Origin of the sequence: Enterococcus sp. DIV0421 (genome assembly GCF_051713745.1) — a bacterium.
GTDB lineage: Bacteria > Bacillota > Bacilli > Lactobacillales > Enterococcaceae > Enterococcus_D > Enterococcus_D casseliflavus.
In genome coordinates this window covers 1533709-1558171 of the sequence record NZ_JBIOQM010000001.1, presented here as the reverse complement: position 1 = coordinate 1558171, position 24463 = coordinate 1533709, and the positions used below count along the sequence as shown (strand labels likewise).

General features: G+C 45.4%; 20 protein-coding genes. 6 read left to right on the top strand and 14 right to left on the bottom strand.

Annotated features, from left to right (window positions below; translation table 11 throughout):
• Positions 1 to 377 precede the first annotated feature (377 nt).
• On the top strand, positions 378 to 1340 hold the full coding sequence (locus IGI96_RS07650; protein WP_438784983.1) for a biotin--[acetyl-CoA-carboxylase] ligase: 963 nt from the start codon (positions 378 to 380) through the stop codon (positions 1338 to 1340).
• A 326-nt stretch (positions 1341 to 1666) separates the two neighbouring features.
• On the opposite strand, the gene menA is transcribed toward IGI96_RS07650, so the two are convergent.
• The 3 genes from menA to pplA form a co-directional block, all read right to left on the bottom strand.
• Entirely contained in the window at positions 1667 to 2620 is a 954-nt protein-coding gene (gene menA / locus IGI96_RS07645) for a 1,4-dihydroxy-2-naphthoate polyprenyltransferase (RefSeq protein WP_015510612.1), read from the bottom strand.
• Between the two features lie 12 nt (positions 2621 to 2632).
• Positions 2633 to 3709 carry an FAD:protein FMN transferase gene (locus tag IGI96_RS07640; RefSeq protein ID WP_005230331.1) on the bottom strand — a complete coding sequence of 359 codons (1077 nt, stop codon included), beginning with the start codon at positions 3707 to 3709 and terminating at the stop codon, positions 2633 to 2635.
• Between the two features lie 264 nt (positions 3710 to 3973).
• A complete protein-coding gene (gene pplA / locus IGI96_RS07635) occupies positions 3974 to 4912 on the bottom strand; it encodes an extracellular electron transfer flavoprotein PplA (RefSeq protein WP_016608361.1) in 939 nt (312 codons plus the stop codon).
• A gap of 270 nt (positions 4913 to 5182) precedes the next feature.
• Between pplA and IGI96_RS07630 the strand changes: the two genes are divergently transcribed.
• The 4 genes from IGI96_RS07630 to IGI96_RS07615 all read left to right on the top strand — a co-directional run bounded on the left by IGI96_RS07630 (position 5183) and on the right by IGI96_RS07615 (position 9306).
• Positions 5183 to 7123, top strand: a complete 1941-nt coding sequence (locus IGI96_RS07630) for an NAD(P)/FAD-dependent oxidoreductase (RefSeq protein WP_005230327.1) — start codon at positions 5183 to 5185, stop codon at positions 7121 to 7123.
• A gap of 206 nt (positions 7124 to 7329) precedes the next feature.
• Positions 7330 to 7737, top strand: a complete 408-nt coding sequence (locus IGI96_RS07625; RefSeq protein ID WP_438784982.1) for a NusG domain II-containing protein — start codon at positions 7330 to 7332, stop codon at positions 7735 to 7737.
• Between the two features lie 10 nt (positions 7738 to 7747).
• A complete protein-coding gene (locus IGI96_RS07620; protein ID WP_005232987.1) occupies positions 7748 to 8308 on the top strand; it encodes a Gx transporter family protein in 561 nt (186 codons plus the stop codon).
• Positions 8309 to 8319: 11 nt separating this feature from the next.
• Positions 8320 to 9306 carry a polyprenyl synthetase family protein gene (locus IGI96_RS07615; protein WP_176324008.1) on the top strand — a complete coding sequence of 329 codons (987 nt, stop codon included), beginning with the start codon at positions 8320 to 8322 and terminating at the stop codon, positions 9304 to 9306.
• 75 nt (positions 9307 to 9381) lie between these two features.
• On the opposite strand, the gene IGI96_RS07610 is transcribed toward IGI96_RS07615, so the two are convergent.
• A complete protein-coding gene (locus tag IGI96_RS07610; RefSeq protein ID WP_438784981.1) occupies positions 9382 to 10170 on the bottom strand; it encodes a helix-turn-helix domain-containing protein in 789 nt (262 codons plus the stop codon).
• A 211-nt stretch (positions 10171 to 10381) separates the two neighbouring features.
• On the opposite strand from IGI96_RS07610, the gene IGI96_RS07605 reads away from it, so the two are divergent.
• Positions 10382 to 11737, top strand: coding sequence for an aldehyde dehydrogenase family protein (locus IGI96_RS07605; protein ID WP_254907869.1), 1356 nt, complete (start codon positions 10382 to 10384; stop codon positions 11735 to 11737).
• Positions 11738 to 11855: 118 nt separating this feature from the next.
• Here IGI96_RS07605 and gor read toward each other — a convergent pair whose 3' ends face one another.
• From gor to def, 10 genes are all read right to left on the bottom strand, one after another.
• Positions 11856 to 13202, bottom strand: a complete 1347-nt coding sequence (gene gor / locus IGI96_RS07600; RefSeq protein ID WP_086338830.1) for a glutathione-disulfide reductase — start codon at positions 13200 to 13202, stop codon at positions 11856 to 11858.
• A gap of 93 nt (positions 13203 to 13295) precedes the next feature.
• On the bottom strand, positions 13296 to 14537 hold the full coding sequence (locus tag IGI96_RS07595) for a peptidase U32 family protein (RefSeq protein ID WP_008381725.1): 1242 nt from the start codon (positions 14535 to 14537) through the stop codon (positions 13296 to 13298).
• A gap of 13 nt (positions 14538 to 14550) precedes the next feature.
• Positions 14551 to 15471 (bottom strand): peptidase U32 family protein, encoded by a 921-nt coding sequence (locus IGI96_RS07590; protein ID WP_086338831.1) that lies wholly within the window; start codon positions 15469 to 15471, stop codon positions 14551 to 14553.
• Positions 15472 to 15740: 269 nt separating this feature from the next.
• On the bottom strand, positions 15741 to 18221 hold the full coding sequence (locus tag IGI96_RS07585) for an ATP-dependent Clp protease ATP-binding subunit (protein ID WP_010748867.1): 2481 nt from the start codon (positions 18219 to 18221) through the stop codon (positions 15741 to 15743).
• A gap of 5 nt (positions 18222 to 18226) precedes the next feature.
• Positions 18227 to 18694, bottom strand: a complete 468-nt coding sequence (locus IGI96_RS07580) for a CtsR family transcriptional regulator (protein ID WP_005230319.1) — start codon at positions 18692 to 18694, stop codon at positions 18227 to 18229.
• 226 nt (positions 18695 to 18920) lie between these two features.
• Positions 18921 to 20918 (bottom strand): Stk1 family PASTA domain-containing Ser/Thr kinase, encoded by a 1998-nt coding sequence (pknB, locus tag IGI96_RS07575; protein ID WP_086338832.1) that lies wholly within the window; start codon positions 20916 to 20918, stop codon positions 18921 to 18923.
• Entirely contained in the window at positions 20915 to 21655 is a 741-nt protein-coding gene (locus IGI96_RS07570; RefSeq protein WP_005230317.1) for a Stp1/IreP family PP2C-type Ser/Thr phosphatase, read from the bottom strand. The genes pknB and IGI96_RS07570 overlap by 4 nt, the downstream gene beginning before the upstream one ends.
• Positions 21656 to 21669: 14 nt before the next feature.
• Positions 21670 to 23028, bottom strand: a complete 1359-nt coding sequence (gene rsmB, locus IGI96_RS07565; protein WP_015510616.1) for a 16S rRNA (cytosine(967)-C(5))-methyltransferase RsmB — start codon at positions 23026 to 23028, stop codon at positions 21670 to 21672.
• Entirely contained in the window at positions 23018 to 23971 is a 954-nt protein-coding gene (fmt, locus tag IGI96_RS07560; RefSeq protein WP_086338833.1) for a methionyl-tRNA formyltransferase, read from the bottom strand. The genes rsmB and fmt overlap by 11 nt, the downstream gene beginning before the upstream one ends.
• Positions 23964 to 24455 (bottom strand): peptide deformylase, encoded by a 492-nt coding sequence (gene def / locus IGI96_RS07555; protein WP_005230314.1) that lies wholly within the window; start codon positions 24453 to 24455, stop codon positions 23964 to 23966. The genes fmt and def overlap by 8 nt, the downstream gene beginning before the upstream one ends.
• Between the last annotated feature and the right edge of the window lie 8 nt (positions 24456 to 24463).

The window sequence follows — 24463 nt, the reverse complement described above, 5'->3', positions numbered from 1 at the left end:
GTAACAAATATTAAATATAGGTTACAGAAAGCATTTTTTGCGGCTTTTAGGCAAAAAAAAACCAAAAATAGAACGGATGCATTGGGCATTTTCTACTTTTGTTTCCTTATTCCTAAGCCGAAACGGACAATATTTCGTTTCTGCTTTTTTCGTTCAGATAGTTTTTGCAACTCCTTATTATACAGATGAAGCACTTTTCTGTCAAGCTTTCATTGGAAGTTACAATGCTTTTCTGACGCACCCATTTCCTAAGATTTTCTAAAGAAAAAAATGAACCGAGTGCGGACTGTTTTTCGTAAGAAACTACTTTGCTTTTTGCCGATTTCTTGCTATGCTAACGAAAACGTTACACGTGAAACATTAGGAAGGATATCCTTATGACGACAAAAGAAAAAATACTGACCTTATTACAAAAAGAAGATACTGTACTGTCCGGAGAAAAACTAGCCCAAGCCTTGTCGATCTCTCGTACAGCAGTCTGGAAAGCCATTAAAGAACTTGAGAAAGAAGGCTATCATTTCGAACACTTGGCCAACGGCTATCGCTTTGTCTCCGCTGACCGCTACGATCAAGCAGCACTTGCAGCCGCCTTGCCGATGATCCCCACGATTCAAATCAAGGATGCTGTTGAGTCCACCATGAAAGAAGCCAAGATCGCCGCTTTGGATAATGGACTGGCAACCCCCGCCCTTTTTTTGACCGAAACGCAAACAGGCGGTCATGGCCGCTTCGAACGACCGTTTTTCTCACCGAAAAAACAAGGGATCTACATGAGCTTGCTCTTAAAACCCAACCAAGCGTTTCAAGAATTGCCGCAATATACCGTTTTGGCTGCGGTGGTAGTCGCAGAAGCCATCGATGCCCTTCTAATGAAGGAAACGGCCATTAAGTGGGTCAACGATCTGTACTTAGATGGAAAAAAAATCTGCGGTATTTTGTCTGAAGCAACCAGTGACTTTGAAACAGGCCGCATTACCTCGGTTGTGATCGGTATCGGCATCAGTTTTTCGATTCCGCAACAGCAGTTTCCAGTAGAGATTCGGGAAAAAGCGACTTCACTCTTTCCTGGTGAAGAGTATCCAACCTTTTCTCGGGCAACCTTGATCCAAGAAATTTGGCGCCGTTTCTTCCAATTATTGGCAAAGCTGCCTGACATGGATTATATGGCCCGCTATCGGCAGAAATCCTTCGTTTTGGGCCGCACCGTTCGGTTTACACAACAAGGTGTGACCTATGAAGGAATCGCCAAAGACATTACTAACACCGGTGAATTAGTGGTGGAAACAGCAACGGAGCGCAAGGTGCTTTCTTCTGGAGAAATCAGTTTGGAACGGTATTGATGCTGCAAAAAGTCGCAAATCCGCTTGCTGATTCGCTGCTTTCGTAAGGAATCAGTCAAGCATAAATGCTCCATAAACAGATCTGCTTATTCCGAGGGGTCATACAAAAGAACAACCTAGGCAGCTCCCCTTTCTATCGGGTTTAGCCACCGTCACTAAAACTTTACTGTTGCAATCAGGATCGCAGAGAAAGCGAGCCTCATCTTTTCATACTAAGTAGGATGCTCGTTCTTTTATCATGTCTTTTCTACAGTTTTTATGCGCTATTTCATTCCCCACATAAAAAAGATCGACCTGCTCTTTCAAGAGCGGGTCGATCTTTTCTTTTACAGCAATTGCCACAGCAGACACAAAAGTAAGCCCAAGGCATAGCTGCTGTTGAATAAAATCATGTTCTTAATCGAATAGCCGAAGCTACGTGGGTGGGGCAGGCTGGCTTGATGCTCCTTCAAGTTTTGGCGGATTTTTGGCAGTGTCAGAAACACGAGCAATATCGGCCATTGAAAGAGTCCAAACAAGAGGCCCAATAAAATAGCGGCATAAGACGCCAACATCATGCCTTGAAACAGACGGATACCTGCTTCGCGACCGATGTAGTACACCAGCGTGTAGCGATGGTTTTCGATATCGGCTTCCAGATCCCGTAAGTTATTGGCTAACATGATGTCAGCAATCGTGAAAATCAATGGCAAAGATGCCAACACGATGGCACACACAGCCCAGAGGTTCCCTACTAAGCCAAAGGTTCCGTTCGCAAAATCAAGTGCCAGATAAAACACTTTTTGATCAATGGTATTGATATAGATCGTGATGGCAAAAATCCCTAATCCCATCGTTACACCGCTGAATACCTCGCCTAAAGGCATCCGCGATAACGGAATGGGGCCAAAGGTATAAAAGACCCCGATAAAACAAACCACCAGCCCCATCACTAGCAGCAGCCAGCCGGTAACAAAGGTCAAGTAAAGACCGATCAGTAAGGTTCCTGCCAGCATCGCAAAAATCAGATTGCGAACAGTAGCTTCTGAGATGTTTTCGCGCCCGATCACATTGTGCTGGTATTTGTAGGTCTCTGATTTGGCTTTTTTGAAATCCATATAATTGTTGATGGACGTCGTCGTCAAATCAAACAGCAGCATCCCCAGAAAAAAAATTACAGTATTCAACGGATGAAATTCATGAAAATACACCAACGAGAACAACACACCCATAATGAAGGGGAAGACACTCGCCACCTTGGTGCGGATCTCCACCACTTCTAAAAACACTGAAAGAGACATCTTTCACTCCTCCTATTCTAAATCAGCACGATCACCCATCGTGTAGCCTGATTCCTCTGACAGCTCAAAGGTATCTTTGATGCCGTCTGTTACGTACACTTTATCTTCTTTTGTGATAAAGATCGCATCGGTTCCCTTTTCGGTATGCTGTTCGATATAAGCCAAGCCTTCTTTGACTCCTTTATCAAACGCCACCGTAGTCAACCCGTCACCATCGATGGATTTGTCAGTGATCACAGTCACACTTGCTACATCGCTATCGTAAGGATAGCCAGTCTCAGAATCAAAAATATGGTGATACGTTTTGCCGTCTACTTCTAAGTAGCGTTCGTAGATCCCTGAAGTAACTACTGTTTTATTGGTTTCTTTGATACTGCCGATAATCGAGCCGCGAGATTTGTTTGGATCTTGGATTCCGACATTCCATGGCTCATCTGCACCGCGGTTGCTATGACCTAACACATAGACATTCCCGCCCAAATCGACGATCGCGGAAGTCACGCCATTGTCCTTCAGCACTTTGACGACTTCATCCGTGATGTAGCCTTTGGCGATCGCACCAAGGTCAAGGATCATGTCCTTGTCTTTTAAATACACCGTGTGGTCTTCGTCGTTAAACTCGACTTGTTCATAATTGATATGTTTCAACGCTTCATCGATCTCAGATTGCTCTGGCTTGCGGGCATCATCAAAGCCGATTCGCCATAATTGGGTGATCGCACCGATAGCCATATTAAAGCCGCCTTCTGATTTCACACTATAATCATAGGCTTCTTTCAACAAATAATAGATATCATCTGAGACCTTCACTGGCTTGATGCCAGCTTGCGCATTGATTTCATCGATCTCTGATCCTGCTTGGTTGATGGTGATTTTATCGCCTAACTCTCTGATACGGTCAAAGGCAGGCTTCATAGCGTCCTCTTTGCCTTCATCATAAATGCGAATCCGAGTATAAGTACCTAATAAAAATTCTTCTTGAAAATATGGTTCTTCGCGCAGCGTCGTTGCTTCCTGATCACTGCCACAGGCTGCCAACATTGTGCCTAAAAAAACAAACATCAGAAAAAACGTTACTTTCTTTTTCATGATTTTCCTCTTTTCTATTGTCTTCAACCTTCATATAATAGCCTTTTTTTGGCAGAATGAAAAGGGGCATTCCGTGATTCCTCAACGTATTTTAGGAATCCTTAATCGAACCTTTTCTTCTTTGTAAAAAACAGTTCTTTTTTAAAAAAACCTTCCCACCAGATTGCTTCCTTTTGCACGAACTTGCTTTTGTGACCTTGTTGCCCACGAAAAAAAGACAGCACTCAAAACGAATGCTGTCCTCTTAATGGAAAGAAGTTGTGATTATTCAGTAACGAAGTTATCCACTTCGATTGTTGTTTGGTCGCCTTTTTCAGCGGCATTCAACAATTGTTGTGCATAGATAACAAAGCTGTGGAAGCTGTGGGTTGCCCCTGAAACAACATCCATGTCTGCCACAGAGCCGTCTTCGGCATTGACTGCAGAAACAAAGGCTTCATTGAAGTTTGGAATGAACTCTTCTGGACTTGTACCAGATTTTGCTTCCATGTTTTCGTTGTATGATGCATCATCTTTTTTCGACTCGCCTGCTTCGTTTAGGTAGTCGTAGTTTGATTCAGAGATTTTGCCGTCAGCCACAGTCATTGAGAAGACTACACGGTAACCGTTTGAGTAGTTCTTTTCTTCTAATGTATAGGTTCCGTCTTTCAAGTCTGCACCATTGTCGATTTCAATGGTTTCCGTGTTGCCTGCTTGCGCCGCTTGAATCAATTGTTGTGCATAGTTTTGGAAGGAATCAAAGGAATGAGTCGCGCCAGAAACTACTTCGATTGAAGAAGGGCTTTGTGCGGCAACTAACTCTTCATTGAATTTAGGAATAAATTCTTCTGGGCTGATGCCTGCTTTTTCTTTCATTGTTTCATTGTATTCAGTGTTTTCTGTTTTTGATTCGCCATCCGCATTGACGTTGTCATATTTTGATTCAACAATTTTGCCGTCTTTGACTGTGATCTCAAATGTGACACGGTAGTCGTTTTTATAGTTCTTTTCTTCTAAACGATACGTACCATCTTGCATTGGCTCGCCTGCAACGACGGTTGCTTCTGAGCTTTCTGTAGTTGCAGAATCGCTTGCAGAAGTTTGTGATGTACTTTCACTAGTTGACGAAGAACCTGTATTGTTGTCGTCTGCTCCGCATCCCCCTAACAATAATGCTGCGAATGAAAATACCGCCATACCTACAATCAATTTCTTTGCTTTCATAATTATCCACCTTTTACTTGTTTATTTTCCCCACAAAAAAGTTTGTGATACATCTAACATTGTAAAGTAAATTTACGAGATGTCAACCGCTTCCTTTCCGCTTTTTCAATAAAAAATGACTTATTTTTTGATTTTCGCAAGTTTTCACGAATTTCAGGAAATATGCGTTTTTTTCATCAGAATCGTTAGACAAATGAACCATTTGTCTATATAATAGGAACGATTGTGTAATTATTATCATAGATTATTTTTATTAAGGAGAGATTTGCAATGGCAAAGAAAAACATTGTCGTTGTCGGTGCCGGTTATGCAGGCGTTTCTGCTACGAAGTACATGGCAAAGAAATTGAAAAAAGACAATGATGTTGAGATAACATTGATCGACCGTCACTCTTATCATACGATGATGACTGAACTGCATGAAGTCGCTGGAGGACGTGTAGAACCTACCGCAATTCAATATGACTTGCAGCGCTTGTTCTCACGCAAGAAAAATGTTCGTTTAGTAACCGATACAGTAACTGGGATCGATAAAGAAAATAAAACCGTCCAAACAAAATTAGGCAGCTATTCATTTGACTACTTGATCTTAGGGATGGGTGGCGAACCGAATGACTTCGGTACACCTGGTGTCAAAGAAAATGGCTTTACTCTATGGTCATTTGACGATGCTGTCCGCATTCGCGAACACATTGAAAAAACTGTCGCAAAAGCAGCGATCGAACCAGATGCAGCATTACGCAAAGCAATGTTGACCTTTGTCGTTTGTGGTTCTGGATTTACCGGGATCGAAATGATCGGTGAACTGATCGATTGGAAAGATCGTTTAGCTTCCGATTATAAATTGGACCCAAGTGAAATCAGCTTGAAAGTCGTTGAAGCAATGCCAACGATCTTGAACATGCTTGATCGTAACGATGCAGCCAAAGCAGAACGCTACTTGAAGAAAAACAATGTTGATCTTGTCTTGAATGCACCAATCGTTGAAGTGGCACCTGACCACATCAAACTAAAAGATGGTTCAACGATCCCAACCCACACATTGATCTGGACTGCCGGTGTCAAAGGAACTAGTGATGCTGCTGATTTCGGTTTAGAAACAGCCCGTGGTTTCCGTCTAGTTGCCAATGAGTACATGGAAGCAAAAGGCTACGAAGACAAAAACATCTATATTATTGGTGACTTGGTTTACTTCGAAGAATTCCCGAATACACCAACACCACAAATCGTGCAAGCAGCTGAACAAACAGGTCACACTGCAGCAACGAACATCGTTTCAGCCATCAAAGGCGGCGAAAAACATAAATTCAAAGGAAACTACCAAGGATTTATGGTTTCCATCGGTGCCAAATGGGGCGTGGCGAACTTATTCAATAAGATTCACCTGAGCGGTTTCTTAGCGATCATTATGAAACACATCGTTAACTTGAAATACTTCTTTGATATTCGTTCTGGTTACTACATGTTCCAATACTTGATGCATGAAATCTTCCACATCAAAGATGACCGGACAGTCGCTCGTGGTCATACGTCTCGTTACGGTAACGTCTTGTGGAGTGTTCCGCTTCGTATTTTCTATGGTCTTGTCTGGTTCGTTGAAGCCTTCAAGAAAATTTTAGGTACGAATGGGGAAGTCTTCAAACCTGGTACTTGGTTCGGTGAAGGTTCTTGGTTCCAAGGCAACAGCGTATTCCCTTGGACTTGGGAATATCAAACAGTCGCTGATGCAGCAAGTGGTGCTAGTGAAGCAGCCGATGCAGCAAGTGCCGCTAGTGGTGCCGGTGAAGCAGCCGATGCAGCGACACAAGCCGCACACTTCGGTTTGAGCTATGCCTACGGTGAGCAACCAATGATCGTGATTGAAAAATCACCTGACTGGTTCACAAAAGTTATGCAATTTATCATGCCAAACAACGACGTTGCAATGTTCTTCCAAAAATTCATGGTCTTCTTTGAAATTGCTTTAGCTCTTGCATTGATGGCTGGTCTCTTCACTTGGTTAGTAAACGCAACGACTATCGTTTTAGTGTTGACTTTCTGTATGTCTGGTATGTTCTACTGGGTAAACATCTGGTTCATTCCAGTTGCATTTGCCTTGATGAACGGTTCAGGACGCGCAGTCGGTTTAGACCGTTGGGTAATCCCATGGTTGCAACGTACCCTTGGAAAATGGTGGTACGGTACCCCTCGCTCCTTATACGGCAATAAATAAGCCAGCAAAATAGAATACCTGTACGACTTCATGAGACTAAGACATTCTGATTTTCAATCAGTGTCTTGGTCTCTTTCCAAGTACAGAACTTTTTCTTGATCGTCCTTGCACAGAAATCGGTGGATTATTGAGGATTCAGCTAGTAGAATCTTGTCTTCTTATGCTAGAATGAGACACATCACATGAAAGAACAGGAGTCTTTTTTGATGAAATTAAAAGAATTTATCCGCGATGCCCATTTAAAACCATGGGATGGCGTCATCATACTTGTTTTGATCCTCAGCTCTTTTTTACCGATTTTTATTTTTGGCCAGGCGCAAACAGCGGACAAAGAAGCCGTCTTGCGGGTCGATGGGACAGAAATCAAGCGTTTTGACTTAGTTGAAGGTCAAAAAACGTACACCTTTCTTTATGAAGATGAAGATGGCGATACCAATTTACTGGAGATCGAAGGGGATCGGATCCGAATCAAGGAAGCCGATTGCGGCGACCAGATTTGTGTCCGCCGTGGCTGGGCTAGTAAAAATGGGGAAACCATCGTCTGTCTGCCTCATAAATTGGTGATCGAAATCCAAGCCGCAGATGGGAGTGAGACCGACGATCTAATCTATTGATCGTTTGCTTATGAGTCGATTACAACGAATAATTTTCATCTCACTGCTGGTCGCCCAAGGGGTCGTGATTGGTTTAGTTGAAAATATGATCCCTTATCCATTTGCCTTTGCGCCTGGTGCGAAACTAGGTTTGGCAAATTTAATTACCATTATTGCTTTGTTCACCATGCCAAAAAAAGACAGCTTTCTCTTGATTTGGCTAAGACTGATCTTAACGACGTTACTAGGAGGAACGGTTTCGACCTTCTTATATAGTATGAGCGGTTCCTTATTGAGCTACTTTGGGATGTCTTTGGTGAAACAGTTGGGGCCTAAGCGTGTCAGTATCATCGGCATTAGTGCGGCCGGCGGGTTCTTACACAACGTCGGACAGTTGATCACTGCCTCATGGATCGCTCAATCTTGGAGCGTGATGCTCTACTTGCCGGTCCTGTCTTTCTTTGGGATCTTGTCCGGGATCGCTATCGGAATCGCCGCCAACTACTTGCTGCGCCGTGTCGAAACACTGCGCCGTTTTCAAATTGATTATGAACGCCAGACCAAAGTCAAATGGCGCTCGGATTCAGAATAAAGGAGTTAATTATGAAACTTCATTCCATGTGGCAAGAGTATCCAGCACTGCAAGCTGACTTATCTGCCTCCTTGCAATTGATGGAAAAATCATTAAAACTAAAAAACAAAGAGGTCGAACAAGCGATCCTGTCCATGATCCATTCAGGTGGGAAACTGCTGCGTCCTGCTTATCAGCTGCTCTTTTCTGCTTATGGCAGCGACAAAGGTCGCGAAAAAGCTGTCGCATTGGCGGCCTCGATCGAAATGCTCCACACTGCCTCGTTGATCCACGACGATATCGTCGATCATGCGGACATCCGCCGCAAGCTGCCGACCATTCGTTCCGAATTTGGCAATGATGTCGCTGTCTATGCTGGTGATTACCTCTTCGTCTGTTGCTTTAAATTGATGGCGGATTATGCCAGCTCCATGAAAAGCTTGCAGATGAATTCCCGTAGTATGGAAAAAATCCTGGCCGGCGAATTAGGACAAATGAGCAAACGATACGATTTGTCCGTCACTGTCGAGGATTACTTAGAAAACATTCGCGGCAAAACCGCTGAATTGTTTGCTTTAAGCTGCTTCATCGGAGCTTACGAAAGCGGCACCTCCTTGCGCTTTGCCAATCAAGCCCGTGAGATCGGTGAAGCCATTGGCCTTGCCTTTCAAATCATGGATGACGTCTTGGATTACAGCCAAGATGCGGCTGCTTTAGGAAAACCAGTATTGGAAGATGTTCGGCAAGGCGTCTATTCCCTGCCGCTGTTAATGGCACTGAAAAGTGACCGCCAACAGCTGCTCCCATTGCTGGAAAAACAAGACGCCATGACGGACACCGACACCCACGAAGTCTATCGGATCGTCCAAGAAAGTGCTGGGATCGAGGAAGCCAAGAAACTCGCAGCCGACTATACGAAAAAAGCTTTGCAGGCGATCCAGAAATTACCTGAGACCAAAGATGAAACCAAAACGTATCTTTACCAGATCACTGCTCAGATCCTTGGGCGAAGCAATTGATCTAATGAACGAACACCAAAAAGCATGGTCGCTGCCAAAAGCGATCATGCTTTTTTAGTTGAGCAAGGGAATCCCTCATGAACTCATTTCTCTTTGGGCAAACACTAAATCTGCAGCAACATAGGAAGAGGTAAAGGTTTTGCGGTATTGGTTTGGTGTATAGCTGGTTTCACGTTTGAAGATCCGGACGTAATAACCCGCATCATCATACCCCACTTGTTCAGCGATAGCAGCAATGGAATCCTCCGTAGTAACCAGCAGCTTTTTGCTTTGTTCTATTCGATAAAACGTCAAATATTTAGTAAAAGTCATCCCAGTGGCTTCTTTAAAAATCCGGCTGATATAGTTGCGATGCATGTGGCTGAAAGCAGCAAGGACATCTAAGGTGATCGGCTCTTGATAGTTGAGATGGATGTATTCAATGATCTGATTAACTTGTTCAGCAATATTATCAGTGATCGCTGACGTGGAATAGTGCAATAGGGAAATTTGATTCAACGAGAGAATACTACGGTGGATACTGTGCTGAAGCTCTTGCTTGCTTAAAGGCCGCACTAAGTAATCAATGGCTCCGCAGCGCAGTGAGCGATGAAGATTGTCGAAGTTCTTCGTCTCGTCAATCAAAATCAGTTTGATGTTCGGCTGTTTTTTCATGACTTCGGCTGTCCAATAAAAAGGATCTTCGGCCTCATTAGAGATTGACAAGATGAGGATATCAACGTGTACTTTCCCAGCGATCGCTACCGTTTCAGCCATTGTCCAAGCATCTTGCAAGAGCGTGGCGTTAAAAAAATCTTTTCTGACCACTTGTTTTATCTGATTTCGTTCCTTTTCATCTGGGGTAGAAACTAAAATGTAGCACATGAAAGCAGCTCCTTTCCTTGTTCTCTTTTTCAAATTATACCATATTTAATCATTTATCATTAAGTTCATTGCTTTTTATGAACAATAACAACACATGTTAAAAATATAACAATCTTGGATAAAATTGTCCTGAAACAGCATAGAACCCTCCTAAAGAAAACGCTTACTTTCGCATATAATTAAAGTATAAAAAACAAGGAGGATGATTGATATGATGACAGAGACAAAGATGCACAGTCCCTTAACACTGGTTGATTCCTTAATGAAACAAGCGTCAGACGCCCAAGAACTTTATCGTACTGCCTCGCAAGAAACGGTTGATTACGTGGTGGGAAAAGCTGCAGAGAAACTGACCAGCCACTCGATGCACTTAGCAAAATTGGCACAGAAAGAAACCGGCTTTGGAAACGCAGAAGATAAAAACATCAAAAATTTATTTGCCAGTGAAATATTATATAACAGTATCAAAGATATGCCGACGGTTGGAATCGTAGAAGAAATTCCTGAGAAAAAGATGCTAAAAATCGTTGCGCCATTGGGGGTCTTAGTTGCTTTGATCCCCTCCACCAATCCTACATCCACCACGATTTTCAAAGTACTTTTGGCATTGAAAACGAAAAATGCAATCATCTTGTCCCCTCACCCCCGAGCGCTGCAGGCAATCAAGGAGACCGTGTCCCTCTTTAAAGAGGTGCTGCAAGCATGCGGATTGCCGATCGATTTGGTTCAATTACTAGAAGAACCGACAATTGAGGATACCCAAAAATTGATGGCACATCCCGATACCGATCTAATCTTGGCTACTGGTGGTAAAGCGATGGTTCGAATCGCATATTCTTCGGGCAATCCAGCAATCGGTGTCGGCCCTGGTAATACCCCTGCACTGCTAGAAAAATCTGCAGACATCGCGAAAGCCGTTGATCAGATCATCCGTAGCAAAACCTTCGATTATGGGACGATCTGCGCCTCTGAACAGGCATTAGTCGTTGAGCAATCGATCAAAGATACAGTGATCTCTGAATTGAAAGCAAATCACGGCTACTTTTTGAATCAAGAAGAGTCTGAAAGGCTGGCTGATTTTATCACCACGGCTGAGGGCGGTCTGAATCCCCGGATTATCGGTCAGCCAGCAGTTAAAATTGCCGAAATGAGCGGTCTATCGGTCCCAAGTGATACGAAAATCCTCGTTTCGGAACAGACGGTCATCGCTAAAGACAATCCCTATGCGCGGGAGAAACTTTCGCCGATCCTCGCGTTTTATACCGTGGCTGATGCCGAGGAAGGCATTCGTTTTTGCCAAGAGTTGCTAAAGATCCAAGGTGCTGGACACACCGCTGTCGTTCATACCAAAGACGATACCTTTGTTCGTGAATTTGGGCTGGCGATCCCTTCTGCCCGAATCTTAGTCAATACCCAAGCAACTTTAGGAGCCATTGGAGGCACCACGAACTTAAATCCTTCCTTGACTCTAGGTTGCGGGTCCCATGGAGGCGGCAGTACTTCAGAAAATATCCATGTCGCACAGCTTTTAAACACTCACTACATCGCTTACGATGTCGAAAAATAAAGAACCTAGGTGCTTCAAGATAAGCGGCTGAACAATACAGCCCCTTCCTTTCATAAAAACGAGCAGGGAAGAACGATCCATTCGTTTTTCCCTGCTCGTTTTTTCTTCTATTTACTAGTTAACGCATCGTCACAAATTCTTCTGACCCTGTCGGATGAATGGCAACGGTTTGATCAAAGTCTGCTTTTGTAGCACCCATTTTGATGGCTACAGCGAAGCCTTGCAGCATTTCATCGACACCGATCCCGATGCCGTGCAGACCGATGATTTTTTCTTCTTTTCCTAAGCACACCAATTTCATCTCACATTTTTGGCGATACTCATTTAAAGCAAAGTACATCGGTGTAAAGCGCGAGCGATACACCTTTATCTGCTCTTGGCCGTATTTTGCCAAGGCTGCTTCTTCGGATAAACCAATCGTGGCAATCGGTGGATGAGTAAAGATGACCGTCGGTACTAAGTGATAATCCAAGTACGCATCGCTTTGACCGTTGAACAAGCGTTCAGACAAGCGACGACCGGCGGCGATCGCAACCGGGGTTAAATCCAATTTTCCGATGACATCCCCCACCGCAAAAATCGAGTCAGCTGTGGTATTTTGATATTTGTCCACAATGATAAACCCTTTTTCATCCAATTGGACATCGGTGTTTTCCAGACCTAACTTATCCGTATTCGGCACGCGACCACCAGCAAAAAGGACGCAATCGCCGGTCAAGGTTTCGCCATTTTCAAAGTGAACGAGATACTCGTCACCTTCTTTAATGATACGAGAGGCCACGTAGCCTGCATAAGTTTCGATTCCTGATTCTTGGTACATCTCCACGAGATTATCCGCAAGCATCTTGTCAAAGGTTCGTAATGGCCGCTCTTTGCGGTACGCCCAAGCCACTTGGCTGCCCAGCTGTTGGCTGACACCGCTGATTTCGGCTGCGATGTAGCCTGCCCCTAAGACGACCATACGCTTTGGTGCTTCTCGCAACGCAAAAAAACCATTCGAGTCAATGGCGTACTCACCGCCGGGAATATTCATCGCGCTAGGTTTTCCACCGGTGGCAATCAAAATGTTTGCTGCATGGTAGTTTTCCCCATTGACGGTAACCGTGTGGTTATCCACAAACTGTGCATAACCGTGGATAACTTCTACATTGTTACTGTCTAAGCCTTTTTGATAGGCTGTGTGTAAAAAATCAATGTATTTTTCACGGTTATCCACAAGCTCAGTAAAATTAAATTTATCCACATGTGGATAAATGCCGTAGCTAGTTGCGTCCCGTTTGATCATTTCTAACATCTCACTAGCTTGCCACATGACTTTTTTCGGTACACAACCGACATTGACACAGGTGCCGCCTAATTCATTGCCTTCGATCAATAATACTTTGGCGCCGTGCATCCCTGCCCGATTGGCTGAGGCGATTCCGCCGCTGCCGCCACCAATTACTATGTAGTCGTAGGTTTCCATATTTGTTGTTTCCTCCTTAAGATTGTCTATGTTCTCATCGATCCTTTTTGGCTGGATTGATTCAACAAAAAAAGCCGAGAGAAACTCTCGACCTTATTTTTTCTTCCGAATCATGTCTCCGACTTCCACCGGTTCTTTGACCGGCATCGTCAACAGCATCATAGGATTTGGTGCACGATCGATGGATTCACCGTCTTCATTATACATGACTTCGACGGTTTGGTGAAAGTGATGGAATCCGGGACCGTAAAATTCGATTTCATCGCCAACGGAAAAGTGGTTCCGTTGCCGAATCGTAGCTGTTTTCGTTGCCGGATCATACGCCATGACTTCCCCAATAAATTTGTATTGCGGAATTTTCCGACGCGGACCAAACAACTGCTCATTTTCACTTGGGGTATCGTAGTAAAAGCCTGAGGCAAGCTCGCGCTGCGCAACTTTCCACAGTTCATCGATCCATTCTTGTTTGCAGACATAGTTCTCTGGATCGGCCATGTAACTGTCCACGGCTGCTTTATAAACGTTCGCCACAGTTGAAACATAGTGGATCGATTTCATGCGGCCTTCGATTTTGAAACTATCCACGCCGTTTTCAATCAGATCAGGGATATGTTCGATCATCGACATATCCACGGCACTCATGGAAAACTCTTCTTCCACTGTCCCGTTTTTAGTCAAACTGTTTCGTTCCGTTGCAAAGGGCATGTCAAACAGATCATATTTCCAGCGGCAAGATTGCGAACAGCCGCCGCGATTGGCGTCTCGCATCGACATATGATTGGACAAAGTACAACGGCCAGAATAAGAAATACACATGGCGCCATGAATAAAGGCTTCGATCTCCACGCTAGTATTTTTGCGGATCTCAGCGACTTCCTCCATGGACACTTCTCGGGCGAGAACGACCCGTTCTAGGCCTTCTTCCCGCCAAAATTCCAATGTTTCATAGTTCGTGGCACTAGCTTGGGTGGACAAATGGATCGGTAGACCTGGCGCTTCTGTTGCGCAGATCTGGATCAAAGCGGGATCAGAAACGATCACTGCCGAAATACCGACATCTCGCAATTCCCGAAAGAATTCCCCTGCACCTTCTTGATTGCCCTCATGGGTCACCATGTTGGCTGCTACATAGACTTTTGCGTTGTGGGCTTTGGCAAAAGCCACCCCTTCCGCCATTTCTTCATAGGTAAAGTTTCCCGCGCGACTCCGTAGACCATAGGCATTGCCGCCGATATAGACAGCGTCAGCGCCATAGTGGATCGCTGTTTTTAATTTTTCTAACGTACCAGCTGGTGCTAACACTTCTGGTCGTTTCAATGCTTGTTTAACGGTCATTTGTTCTTGCTCCTTACTTGATATCGTCAGGATCGATGGCATAAAATCCAGTGTCCAACCCACGTTCTGCTGGATGAAGTTGGGCAACTTGTTCACTTAGCACAGTTGCTTGCTCTGCTTGCCACTTCCCACTTTCTACAAGGGCCTTGGCTTGGGCAAACAGCTTAGCAATTGCCACAAAGGCAGCCCCTCGTGTATAGATTCCGTCCAGCTTCCAGGTTTGAAAGCCTGTTGCGGCTAATTCCCCCAGCTGCAGCATCAGATTGATGTCGTTATTGGCAAAAATGTGCGTGCCGTGGCTATCTTCATAAATGGAATAGTGAGTTTCTTCTTTTTTCGGTTCAGATAAAAACAACCCACGGTCGTGGTTCTTTTCTTCCGATTGTTGGGTATAGTTATAATAATTTTGTAAAAGCGGACGCTTCGATTGGTGAATACAGGTCGCACCATAAACCAATACTTCCACAGGAATATTTAGTTGCGGTGCCATGATTTTCATTTCCTCGAAAGGAACTTCTCGCGCTAAAACGGCTGCCTTTGCTCCTTTTTGTCCCCAAAAATTGATTTGACGAGCGCTCGTTACTAAGGTTTCCCCTGCATAGATAAATGGCAAGGCACATTCTGGATTTTGCTTCATGCGGTAAATGATCCCAGGATCTCCGAGAGCGATTTGATCGGCTTGATTGGTCTTCAGAAATGCTAGGTATTCTGGAATCCGCTTCATTTTTTCTGGATGCATGATGCCATTGACTGCGATCGTCACTTTCTTTCCAGCTTCGTGGGCCATGTCGATCAGTCTGATTTGCTCTTCACGAGAAAAAGAGGCCGGTAGGCGCAGCCCGAATGTCTCTTCTCCAAAAAACAATGTATCAACATAAGGGATGAGCTGCTGTGCTTGCTCGATCGATTCCACCGTGGCGATAATCTCAACCATAATACTCCTCCTTTTTTCAACTCATTCATAGTATCACACAGCAGAATTCTTTCCAAGAGGTCTCGTTACTCTTTTTTTCACGAATATCGCTTTTTCCGTTAATCAACCGTTGTCATAAAGCTATTTAGAAGGATATTTTTTTGTGAATCATCAATCATAATTAATAGAGATCACTTGATCACTACTAGACATAGCAAGACAAAAAAGCGACGTTTCTATGGGTGCCGATTACTCGACCATAGAAACGCCGCTGCCGTTATTGGCTCGACTTAAACTTGTTGCAAGACCCGTGCTTGTCCCTCTTTGACATTGAGAGTGATCGATCCTTTGGAAGCACCAATCGTCACTTTGTCACCTAAATGAATTTGTCCTGATAGGAGTGCTTCACTTAAACGGTCTTCGACTTCTTTTTGCAATGCTCGACGAATCGGCCGTGCCCCATATTCTGGATCAAAACCAGCTTTACCGATCACATCGATGGCAGATGGCGTGATCTTCAATTGGATGTCTTGGTTGCTTAACCGTTTGATGATCGCTTTGCTCATAATCTTCACGATTTCGTGAATCTCCCCTTCACCTAAGGATTGGAAGACCACTGTTTCATCCACACGGTTCAAGAACTCTGGACGGAAGGCTTTTTTCAGCTCTTCTAAGATCCGTTTTTGCATCGCTTGGTGATCTTTCGTTAAATCAGTGACATTGAATCCAACGCTTTTTTCTTCGCGGATTTGTTGGGCACCGATATTAGAGGTCATGATCAAAATCGTGTTGCGGAAATCGACCTTCCGACCTTTGGCATCCGTCAAATGTCCATCATCTAGCACTTGCAAGAGGATATTGAAGACATCGGGATGGGCTTTTTCCACCTCGTCCAATAAGATGACGGAGTAAGGTTTTGAACGGATTTTTTCCGTCAATTGCCCACCTTCATCATAGCCGACATAGCCTGGCGGTGAACCGATCAAACGGCTCGTGCTGTATTTTTCCATAAATTCGGACATATCGACACGAACCAAGGCATCTTCACTACCAAACATCGCTTCCGCTAAGGCTTTAGCAAGCTCGGTTTTCCCGACACCAGTCGGGCCTAAGAACATGAAGGAACCAATTGGACGGTTGGGGTCTTTCAACCCACTGCGGGCGCGACGGATTGAACGAGCGACTGCTTTGACCGCTTCTTCTTGACCAACTACCCGTTGATGCAAGATCTTTTCAAGATCCAACAAGCGTTCGCTTTCTTTTTTCTCCATCTGTTGCAAAGGTACACCAGTCCATTGGGAAACGACCGTAGCAACATCTTCTGCAGTAACACTATCGGCATAGCCTGACGCTTCTTTGACTTCCATAAACGCCACTTCCGTCAGTTGTTGGGTCAATTTCTTTTCCTTGATCCGCAGACGAGCTGCTGCTTCAAAATCTTGCTGGCGAATGGCTGCTTCTTTTTCTTCGATCAAGTTAGCGATCTCGTTTTGTAGATCTGCCAATTCCGAACTTTCATCGGTTTTGTCTAGACGCACTTTGGCTGCTGATTCATCCATCAAATCGATGGCTTTATCTGGTAATTGGCGCGAATTGATGTAACGTACGGACAATTGCACAGCAGCGTGTAACGCATCATCAGAAATTTCCACCCCATGATGTTCTTCATAACGAGGACGCAAGCCCCGTAAAATTTCTTCCGCTTCTTCTGGTGTTGGTTCGTCGACTTGCACTCGGGCAAAACGGCGTTCTAACGCAGAATCTTTTTCAATGTATTTTTGGTACTCATCTAATGTCGTGGCACCGATAGTTTGCAATTCTCCACGGGCTAAGGCTGGTTTCAGGATATTCGAGGCATCAATCGCCCCTTCGGCTCCGCCGGCCCCAATCAGTGTATGCAATTCATCAATGAATAAGATGATTTGACCATCTTGATAGATCTCATCGATAATTTTTTTCATTCGGTCCTCAAATTCTCCACGGTATTTCGTTCCAGCAACTAAAGCCCCCATGTCCAGCATCATCAAACGTTTGTTTTGCATGTCTTCTGGGACTTCCCCATTGATGATTTTTTGGGCTAAGCCTTCGGCGATCGCGGTTTTCCCAACACCAGGTTCCCCAACGAGAACAGGGTTGTTTTTGGTCCGACGGCTAAGGATCTGGATCAGCCGTTTGACTTCTTTGGCACGACCGACAACAGGATCTAGTCGTTTTTCACGGGCTAATTTGGTCAAATCACGGGCTAAGGAATCCAAGGTCGGTGTTCCTTGCTGCGCTTTGGCTTGGGCTGGACGACGACGACCAGCACTTCCGTTGGTTTTGCTTTCATTGAAGCCCATTTTTTTCTTCAAAAGCTGACGCATTTTCGCGAGACTCAAGCCGAGATTCAGCATGATTCGTGAAGCCAAAATGTCTTCGTCTCTTAATAAGCCTAATAATAGATGTTCGGTACCGATTTGTGGAGCCCCTAAACGCTTGGCTTCATCCCCTGCATAAGCAAATGTATGTTTTGCTCGTGGTGAATACGCGAGATAGGCGTTTTCTGGGTATTGACGAACGGTGCCGTACCCTGTTAAATGTTCGATTTCTTCACGAATATCGTTTTCTGTGATATTCATTTCCCGTAACGTTTTGCCAGCGATCCCGTTTTGTTCAATGACCAGTGCCAATAGAATATGTTCAGAACCTACCGCTTGGTGCTTAAAGTATTTTGCTTCTTCTTGGGCGATAGCCAAAACGGCTTTCGCGCGTTGGGTGAATAATTCATCCATCTCTTTCACTTCCTGTCTTCGTAACTTAATCGTTCTAGAATTGCATGGAGCAAATCTGCTCGTGTTCTATTTTCATAAGGAGAACGTCCTAGAACTGCTTTCGCGATGACGGTCAACAATAAATTGCCTTCTCGCTTGGACAGGATTCCTTCCTCATAAAGTTTCTGGATTATTGCATACGCATCTTTTTCCGAGATGGTTTCATCGAATAGTTGATTCATTTCTTTTAAATAGTGGTGGCTGTCAGTAATTTTGACTTTCTCGATCCGAATATAGCCGCCCCCGCCGCGTTTACTTTCAACCGCATAGCCTCTTTGAACGGTAAAGCGGGTATTGATCACGTAATTTATTTGTGAGGGCACGCAGTTGAACAAATTTGCCATTTCTGCGCGACGAATCTCAATGGTTTCACTGTCTTCAAGAATTTTCTTCAAATATGCTTCAATCAAATCGGAAGTGTTGTGATGACTCAATTCATTCCCTCCCTTGACTAATTCTGACCTTCATTATACCCAATTTTTGAATCCTTGGAAAGATGTACGCTTGCACAAAAGGAAGGTCTAAAGGAAATTTTAAAGACACTTATCCCTCGCTTCAGCTTTTTTAGCTACAAAAAGAAACAAGCAGCTCGTCGGGGAACAAAAAGAAAATTCTTTGGTCCCCGACGAGCTGCTTGTTCTTCTAACATAAACGTTCGTCTTATTGCGTACTTTCTGAACTACTTTCACTCGTTGACGAGCTGCTGCTTGAGGAGGATGAGCTGCTTGACGAAGAAGAATCCTGTGGTCGAGGACCTCTGGAAACCGTCACGGTAACAGAACTTCCTACTGCTACAGAAGTACCTGCTCCGGGCGTAACGCGCACTACTTCTCCAGCAGGCACAGAGTCGTTATAATCAGATTCTTGTTCTATCGTATACTGCAGTCCTGCTTCATTCAAATCTGCTTCTGCATCGGCTTGGCTTTTGCCAACGATTCTTGGTACATTGACCATTTCTTGCCCGCTGCTGACAGTTAATGTAATGATGGTTCTGGAAGTCACAACGGACTCGCCACTCGCTGGTGCTTGACCAATGATCGTACCTTCCGGTTGGCTACTGGATTCGTAAGTGACATTGATTTGTGAGAGGCTTACCCCACGAGAAGTCAATGCTGCTCGTGCATCTGCCTCTGTCATGCCATAATAGTTGTCCATTGCGAAGCTATCTGGTCCGGAGCTGACCTTAAAGGTGATTTCATCTTCTGCTGGGGAAACTTCCCGCCCTGCTGCTGGTGATTGACTGATAATATCCCCTTCATCGACATCATCTGACGACTCTAGCTCTTCTTTGATCCTGTCTTCATCAAAGCCCAAATCGATCAACTCTTTTTTGACATCATCAAAGGAGCGACCTTCATAATCATCAAGAGTGATTTTCTTGGCTCCGCTGCTGATATAAAGAGTCACGACGGAATTCTTTTTGACTTCATTGCCTTCTGGCGGATCGGTCTTGACGACATTGCCTGCTTCGACTTCATCGTCTTCGATTTCTTCTACCTCGTCTGCCACTTGCAAACCAGCAGCTTCCAGCTCGGCACGGGCAGCTGCTTCTGTTTGACCACTGACTTCAGGAATTGCCACATCTCCCCGACCACCGCCGAATAGGAAGTAACTGCCTATGCCTAGCAGTGCGATCACCATAATGATGGGCAGCAGCAGCCACCGTTTGCGTTTTTTCTTTTTCGGCTGCGCTGGTTCTTCAGCTTGATCCGCAACCTTATCTTCTACGGGTTCTTCTACTGGCGGCGTTTCGACTTGGGCTGCTTCCACAGGAGTCAGCACTCTCGTTTCATCCATCAGAGCATGAGGTTCCCATCTCGGTTCATTGAGTCGGTCAGGAGACAACACGGTATCAAGGTCCGCTCGCATTTCATCGGCGGTTTTGTACCGATCCGCCGGTTCTTTGGCGGTCGCCTTCAATACGACGTTTTCCAGCGATTGCGGAACATTTTTGTCATAGATCCGAATCGAAGGGATCTCATCTTGGAAATGTTTCAAGGCGATCGTTACGGCTGATTCGCCATCAAAGGGTACTTTGCCCGTTAAAATTTCATAGAGAATGATTCCAATCGCATAAATATCTGATTGATTGGTGGCCATACTGCCTCGTGCTTGTTCTGGTGAAAGATAATGCACCGAGCCTAGCATCGAGTTGGTTTGGGTGATCGATGTTTCTGATAGGGCGATCGCGATCCCAAAATCGGTGATTTTCACCACGCCGTCTTCATTGATCAGCACATTCTGGGGCTTTAGGTCCCGGTGAATGATGCGGTGCTGATGGGCCAATGCCACCGCTGATAAAATTTGTTGGATGATATCAACGATCTGCAAATAAGGTACGGGATAGTGCGTTTGGATATAGCGCTTGAGATCCATCCCTTTGACATATTCCATCACCAAAAACTGCATGCCGTCTTCTTCGCCGACATCATAAACGGTTACGATGTTTGGATGAACCAGCTCAGTCGCCGCCAAGGCTTCTCGTTGAAAGCGCCGAATCGCACTTTGGTCGTTTTGGAAGTCAAAACGAAGCACTTTGATTGCCACTTCACGGTCTAAGATCAAGTCATGCGCCAAAAACACATTTGCCATTCCGCCGCTGCCGATATTGCCGATGATTTTGTATCGGCCGTTTATCTTCTTCCCAATTTCGATCATGGGCGCTCTCCTCCAACTTTAATCAATAATACCGTGATATTGTCGACACCACCGCGTTCGTTGGCTTGATCGATCAATGATTGCACTGCTTCTTCCAGCACAGGGGTTTCTTGGATCGTTGCTGTGATCTCTTCATCTGAGACCATGTTGGTCAATCCATCTGAACACAGCAGCAAATAATCCCCGTCTGCAATAAAGTGGATCGCCACATCGACTTCGACTTCGCTTGGCATACCGATCGAGCGGGTCAAAACGTTTTTGCGAGGATGATTCAAGGCCATTTCTGCCGTGATTTGTCCCGACTTCACCAATTCATTGACCAGTGAATGGTCCTCTGTGATTTGAGTCAGCACTTGATTGCGTAAAAGATAGGCACGGCTGTCCCCGACATTGGCGATCGTAAACTGGTCGCCTAATAAGGCCACAGCAATGATCGTGGTACCCATGCCGCTAAGTTCTTCTTGTTCTTGTCCTTTTTGGAAAATCACTTGGCTTTCCGCTTGGATTTTTTGGATCAGCCATTGGGCAGTTTTTTCACTGTCTGTCAGCTCTGTCTGTTCCCAAGCGGTGCCGATCTCACTGACTGCTTGACGGCTAGCGACATCTCCGGCCCGGTGGCCCCCCATGCCATCGGCAAGCAAGGCCAATGTCACATTGGCTTTATTTACATAGGTTGCTGCAAAATCTTGGTTTGTGTTGCGACGTTTGCCGACATCTGTTTGAAAACGAATCTCCAATTTCTTTCACCTCGTTACTTTTTGCGTAGACAACTGATAAAAAAGCCATCTGTCATAAAATCTTGCGGATAGATCGTCAACATATCCTCTTGAACCGCTTCGGCTGCCAGCGGTCCTACCGCAAGAGGCATTTGCTCAAATTCAGGATGGTCAGCGAGAAACGCTGCCACGACTTGTTGATTTTCTTCCGCTAGAATCGTGCATGTGCTGTAGACCATTATACCCGATTTTTTCAAGGTTGGGGCGGCACTTTCCAAAATCTCTCGCTGAATCTGCGGCAAGCGTTGGAAATCGGCTTCCGTCTTGCTGTATTTGATGTCCGGTTTACGGCGCATCAACCCTAATCCAGAACAAGGGGCATCCACTAAGATGCGATCAAATTGTTCGGGTGCAAAGGTTTGAGCCGTCTCCCGCGCATCCATCACGCGGGTCTCCACAACTGCTTCGACGCCTAAACGTTGGGCATTTTGCTGAATCAGCTTAACCTTATGGGCATGGATATCCAATGCTGTCACTTTGCCGCCCTCTGCGGCAGACAAGAAGGCAGCGATATGGGTCGTTTTGCCTCCTGGTGCTGCGCAGGCATCCAGTACTTGATGGTCTCGGGCTACTTGTAAAACGGGGGCAACCAGCATCGAACTTTCATCTTGGATCGTCAGTAAACCTTCTTTGTAGAGGGACGAGCCCGCCATAAAGCCTTTGTCAGCCACAACCCCATAGGGGGAAAGCTCACTTGGTCGTGCGTCGATGCCTTCTTCTTGCAGCCGTTCGATCGCTGCTGCTTGCGAGATGCGCTGCAGATCGATACGACCACTGGCATGATTGGGTTCAAATAGGGCATAGCCCAGCTCACTGGTTTCTTCGATCCCAATTTGTTTGACTAGTTTCTTCGTTAGCCACAGGGGCAAACTGATTTCCGTTGCTAAACGTTCCATTGGGTCTTTGATCAATGCCAAGTCTGGCACTCCTTGTCGTTGGATCGTGCGCAGGACGCCATTGACGAATTTTCCAGTTCCCGGATTGCCTTTGGCTTTCGCAATATCCACGGCTTCATGAATGATGGCATGGGCGGGTACTTTATCGAGATACAGCATCTGATACAAGGAAAGCCGCAGCAGCGTTTTGACCCACGGGTCGACTTTGCGGGCATTTTTAATAAACCGATCCAAATAATAATCCAATAAAAGCTGACGACTGATGGTGCCGTACACCAATTCAGTCAGCAAGCGACCGTCTTTGTCATTTAAACGCCCTTGATTCATCAATTCCCGCAGCAGTAGATTGGAATAAGCGCCGCCTTTTTCGATTCGCAACAACGCTTCTAGTGCCACAAAACGCACTGTATATTGTATGTCTCCAAGATTACGCTTCATAGGTACCTACCTGATCCCCTTTTTGAATCTGTTGTCCACTGCCGTTTAAGAATGCGGCAATGTCTTGTCGGCCTTTTCCAGCTGGCTGCAATTCATCGATAGCCAATACCGTGCCTTCCCCACAAGCGATCAGCAACGTTTTTTTCGTCCGTTCAATGATCGTTCCTGGTTCGGCTGTCGTCGTTTGCTCCAGCGGTGTTACTTGCCAAAGTTTCCAGCGGTTGCCATTTTGTGTCGTAAAGGCGATCGGCCATGGTCGCATGCCTCGGACTTGGGCATCGATTTGCACCGCCGTTTTCTGCCAGTCGATGGCTTCTTGTTCACGGCTGATATTTGGTGAAAAGGTGACTTTTGCTTCTTCTTGCGGGACAGGCTGCAGCTCTCCCGACAAGATTTTCGGCACAGTTTCCAGCAGCAAGTCTTTGCCTAATAGGCTCAACTTATCAAACATCGTCCCCACATCATCTTGGGCCGTGATCGGCAAACGAGCTTGAGCAAAAATACCGCCAGCATCCATTTTTTTGATCATTTCCATGATGGTTACACCCGTTTCTTGCTCACCTTCCATGATGGCATAATGCACAGGTGCTCCGCCACGGTATTTCGGCAGTAGGGACGCATGAACGTTGATAGCGCCATGCTTTGGTACTTCTAGTAAAGCACTAGGTAAAAATTGGCCGAAAGCTGCCGTGATCAGCAGATCAGGTGCTAAAGCTTGAATCTGCTCCATTTCTGGTGACCCACTGATTTTTTCTGGTTGTAAAACCAACAAGCCATGCTTCATCGCCGCTTCTTTAACGGGGGTCGGAGTGATGGTTTTTTTGCGACCGACGGGACGATCCGGCTGTGTCACGACTGCTGCCACTTCATAGCCGGCTTCAAGCAAGCCTTCTAAAATTGGGACGGAAAACGCCGGGGTACCCATAAAGACGATTTTAGTCATTTTCATGTTCCTCCATATACTTTTCTAAGTCTTCTTCAGGAATGCGTTCGACGAGCTTGTCGACAAACAGCACGCCATTTAAATGATCGATCTCATGCTGCATCGCACGCGCCAAGTAGCCGAATGCTTCCACTTCCATTTCCTCTCCTTCTCGGTCGAAATAGCGGACAGTGATCTCGTCTGCTCGTTTGACGGTCCCAAAGGTGTGGGGAATACTCAAGCAGCCTTCCACATCAAGGGATTCACCAGAAGAAGCGATGATCTCAGGGTTGATCATTTCAAAGCGGTCGTCTTCTTCGACTTCCACGATCGCCACTTGCAGGTTTTTGCCGACTTGCGGTGCGGCAATACCGATCCCGTCGTGGGCGACCATCGTTTCATAAAGGTCGTCTAGTAGCTGAACGAGCTCATCGGTAATAACTTTGACGGGTTTTGCTTGCCGACGAAGACGTTCATCGGGGGTGATAATAATAGGATAACGCATATTTTCTC

Bases quoted from the DNA above. Each gene is read 5' to 3' on its own strand.
- IGI96_RS07650 (WP_438784983.1), top strand. From the start codon at position 378: ATGACGACAAAAGAAAAAATACTGACCTTATTACAAAAAGAAGATACT.
- menA (WP_015510612.1), bottom strand. From the start codon at position 2,620: ATGTCTCTTTCAGTGTTTTTAGAAGTGGTGGAGATCCGCACCAAGGTG.
- IGI96_RS07640 (WP_005230331.1), bottom strand. From the start codon at position 3,709: ATGAAAAAGAAAGTAACGTTTTTTCTGATGTTTGTTTTTTTAGGCACA.
- pplA (WP_016608361.1), bottom strand. From the start codon at position 4,912: ATGAAAGCAAAGAAATTGATTGTAGGTATGGCGGTATTTTCATTCGCA.
- IGI96_RS07630 (WP_005230327.1), top strand. From the start codon at position 5,183: ATGGCAAAGAAAAACATTGTCGTTGTCGGTGCCGGTTATGCAGGCGTT.
- IGI96_RS07625 (WP_438784982.1), top strand. From the start codon at position 7,330: ATGAAATTAAAAGAATTTATCCGCGATGCCCATTTAAAACCATGGGAT.
- IGI96_RS07620 (WP_005232987.1), top strand. From the start codon at position 7,748: ATGAGTCGATTACAACGAATAATTTTCATCTCACTGCTGGTCGCCCAA.
- IGI96_RS07615 (WP_176324008.1), top strand. From the start codon at position 8,320: ATGAAACTTCATTCCATGTGGCAAGAGTATCCAGCACTGCAAGCTGAC.
- IGI96_RS07610 (WP_438784981.1), bottom strand. From the start codon at position 10,170: ATGTGCTACATTTTAGTTTCTACCCCAGATGAAAAGGAACGAAATCAG.
- IGI96_RS07605 (WP_254907869.1), top strand. From the start codon at position 10,382: ATGATGACAGAGACAAAGATGCACAGTCCCTTAACACTGGTTGATTCC.
- gor (WP_086338830.1), bottom strand. From the start codon at position 13,202: ATGGAAACCTACGACTACATAGTAATTGGTGGCGGCAGCGGCGGAATC.
- IGI96_RS07595 (WP_008381725.1), bottom strand. From the start codon at position 14,537: ATGACCGTTAAACAAGCATTGAAACGACCAGAAGTGTTAGCACCAGCT.
- IGI96_RS07590 (WP_086338831.1), bottom strand. From the start codon at position 15,471: ATGGTTGAGATTATCGCCACGGTGGAATCGATCGAGCAAGCACAGCAG.
- IGI96_RS07585 (WP_010748867.1), bottom strand. From the start codon at position 18,221: ATGGATGAATTATTCACCCAACGCGCGAAAGCCGTTTTGGCTATCGCC.
- pknB (WP_086338832.1), bottom strand. From the start codon at position 20,918: ATGATCGAAATTGGGAAGAAGATAAACGGCCGATACAAAATCATCGGC.
- rsmB (WP_015510616.1), bottom strand. From the start codon at position 23,028: ATGAAGCGTAATCTTGGAGACATACAATATACAGTGCGTTTTGTGGCA.
- fmt (WP_086338833.1), bottom strand. From the start codon at position 23,971: ATGACTAAAATCGTCTTTATGGGTACCCCGGCGTTTTCCGTCCCAATT.
- def (WP_005230314.1), bottom strand. From the start codon at position 24,455: ATGCGTTATCCTATTATTATCACCCCCGATGAACGTCTTCGTCGGCAA.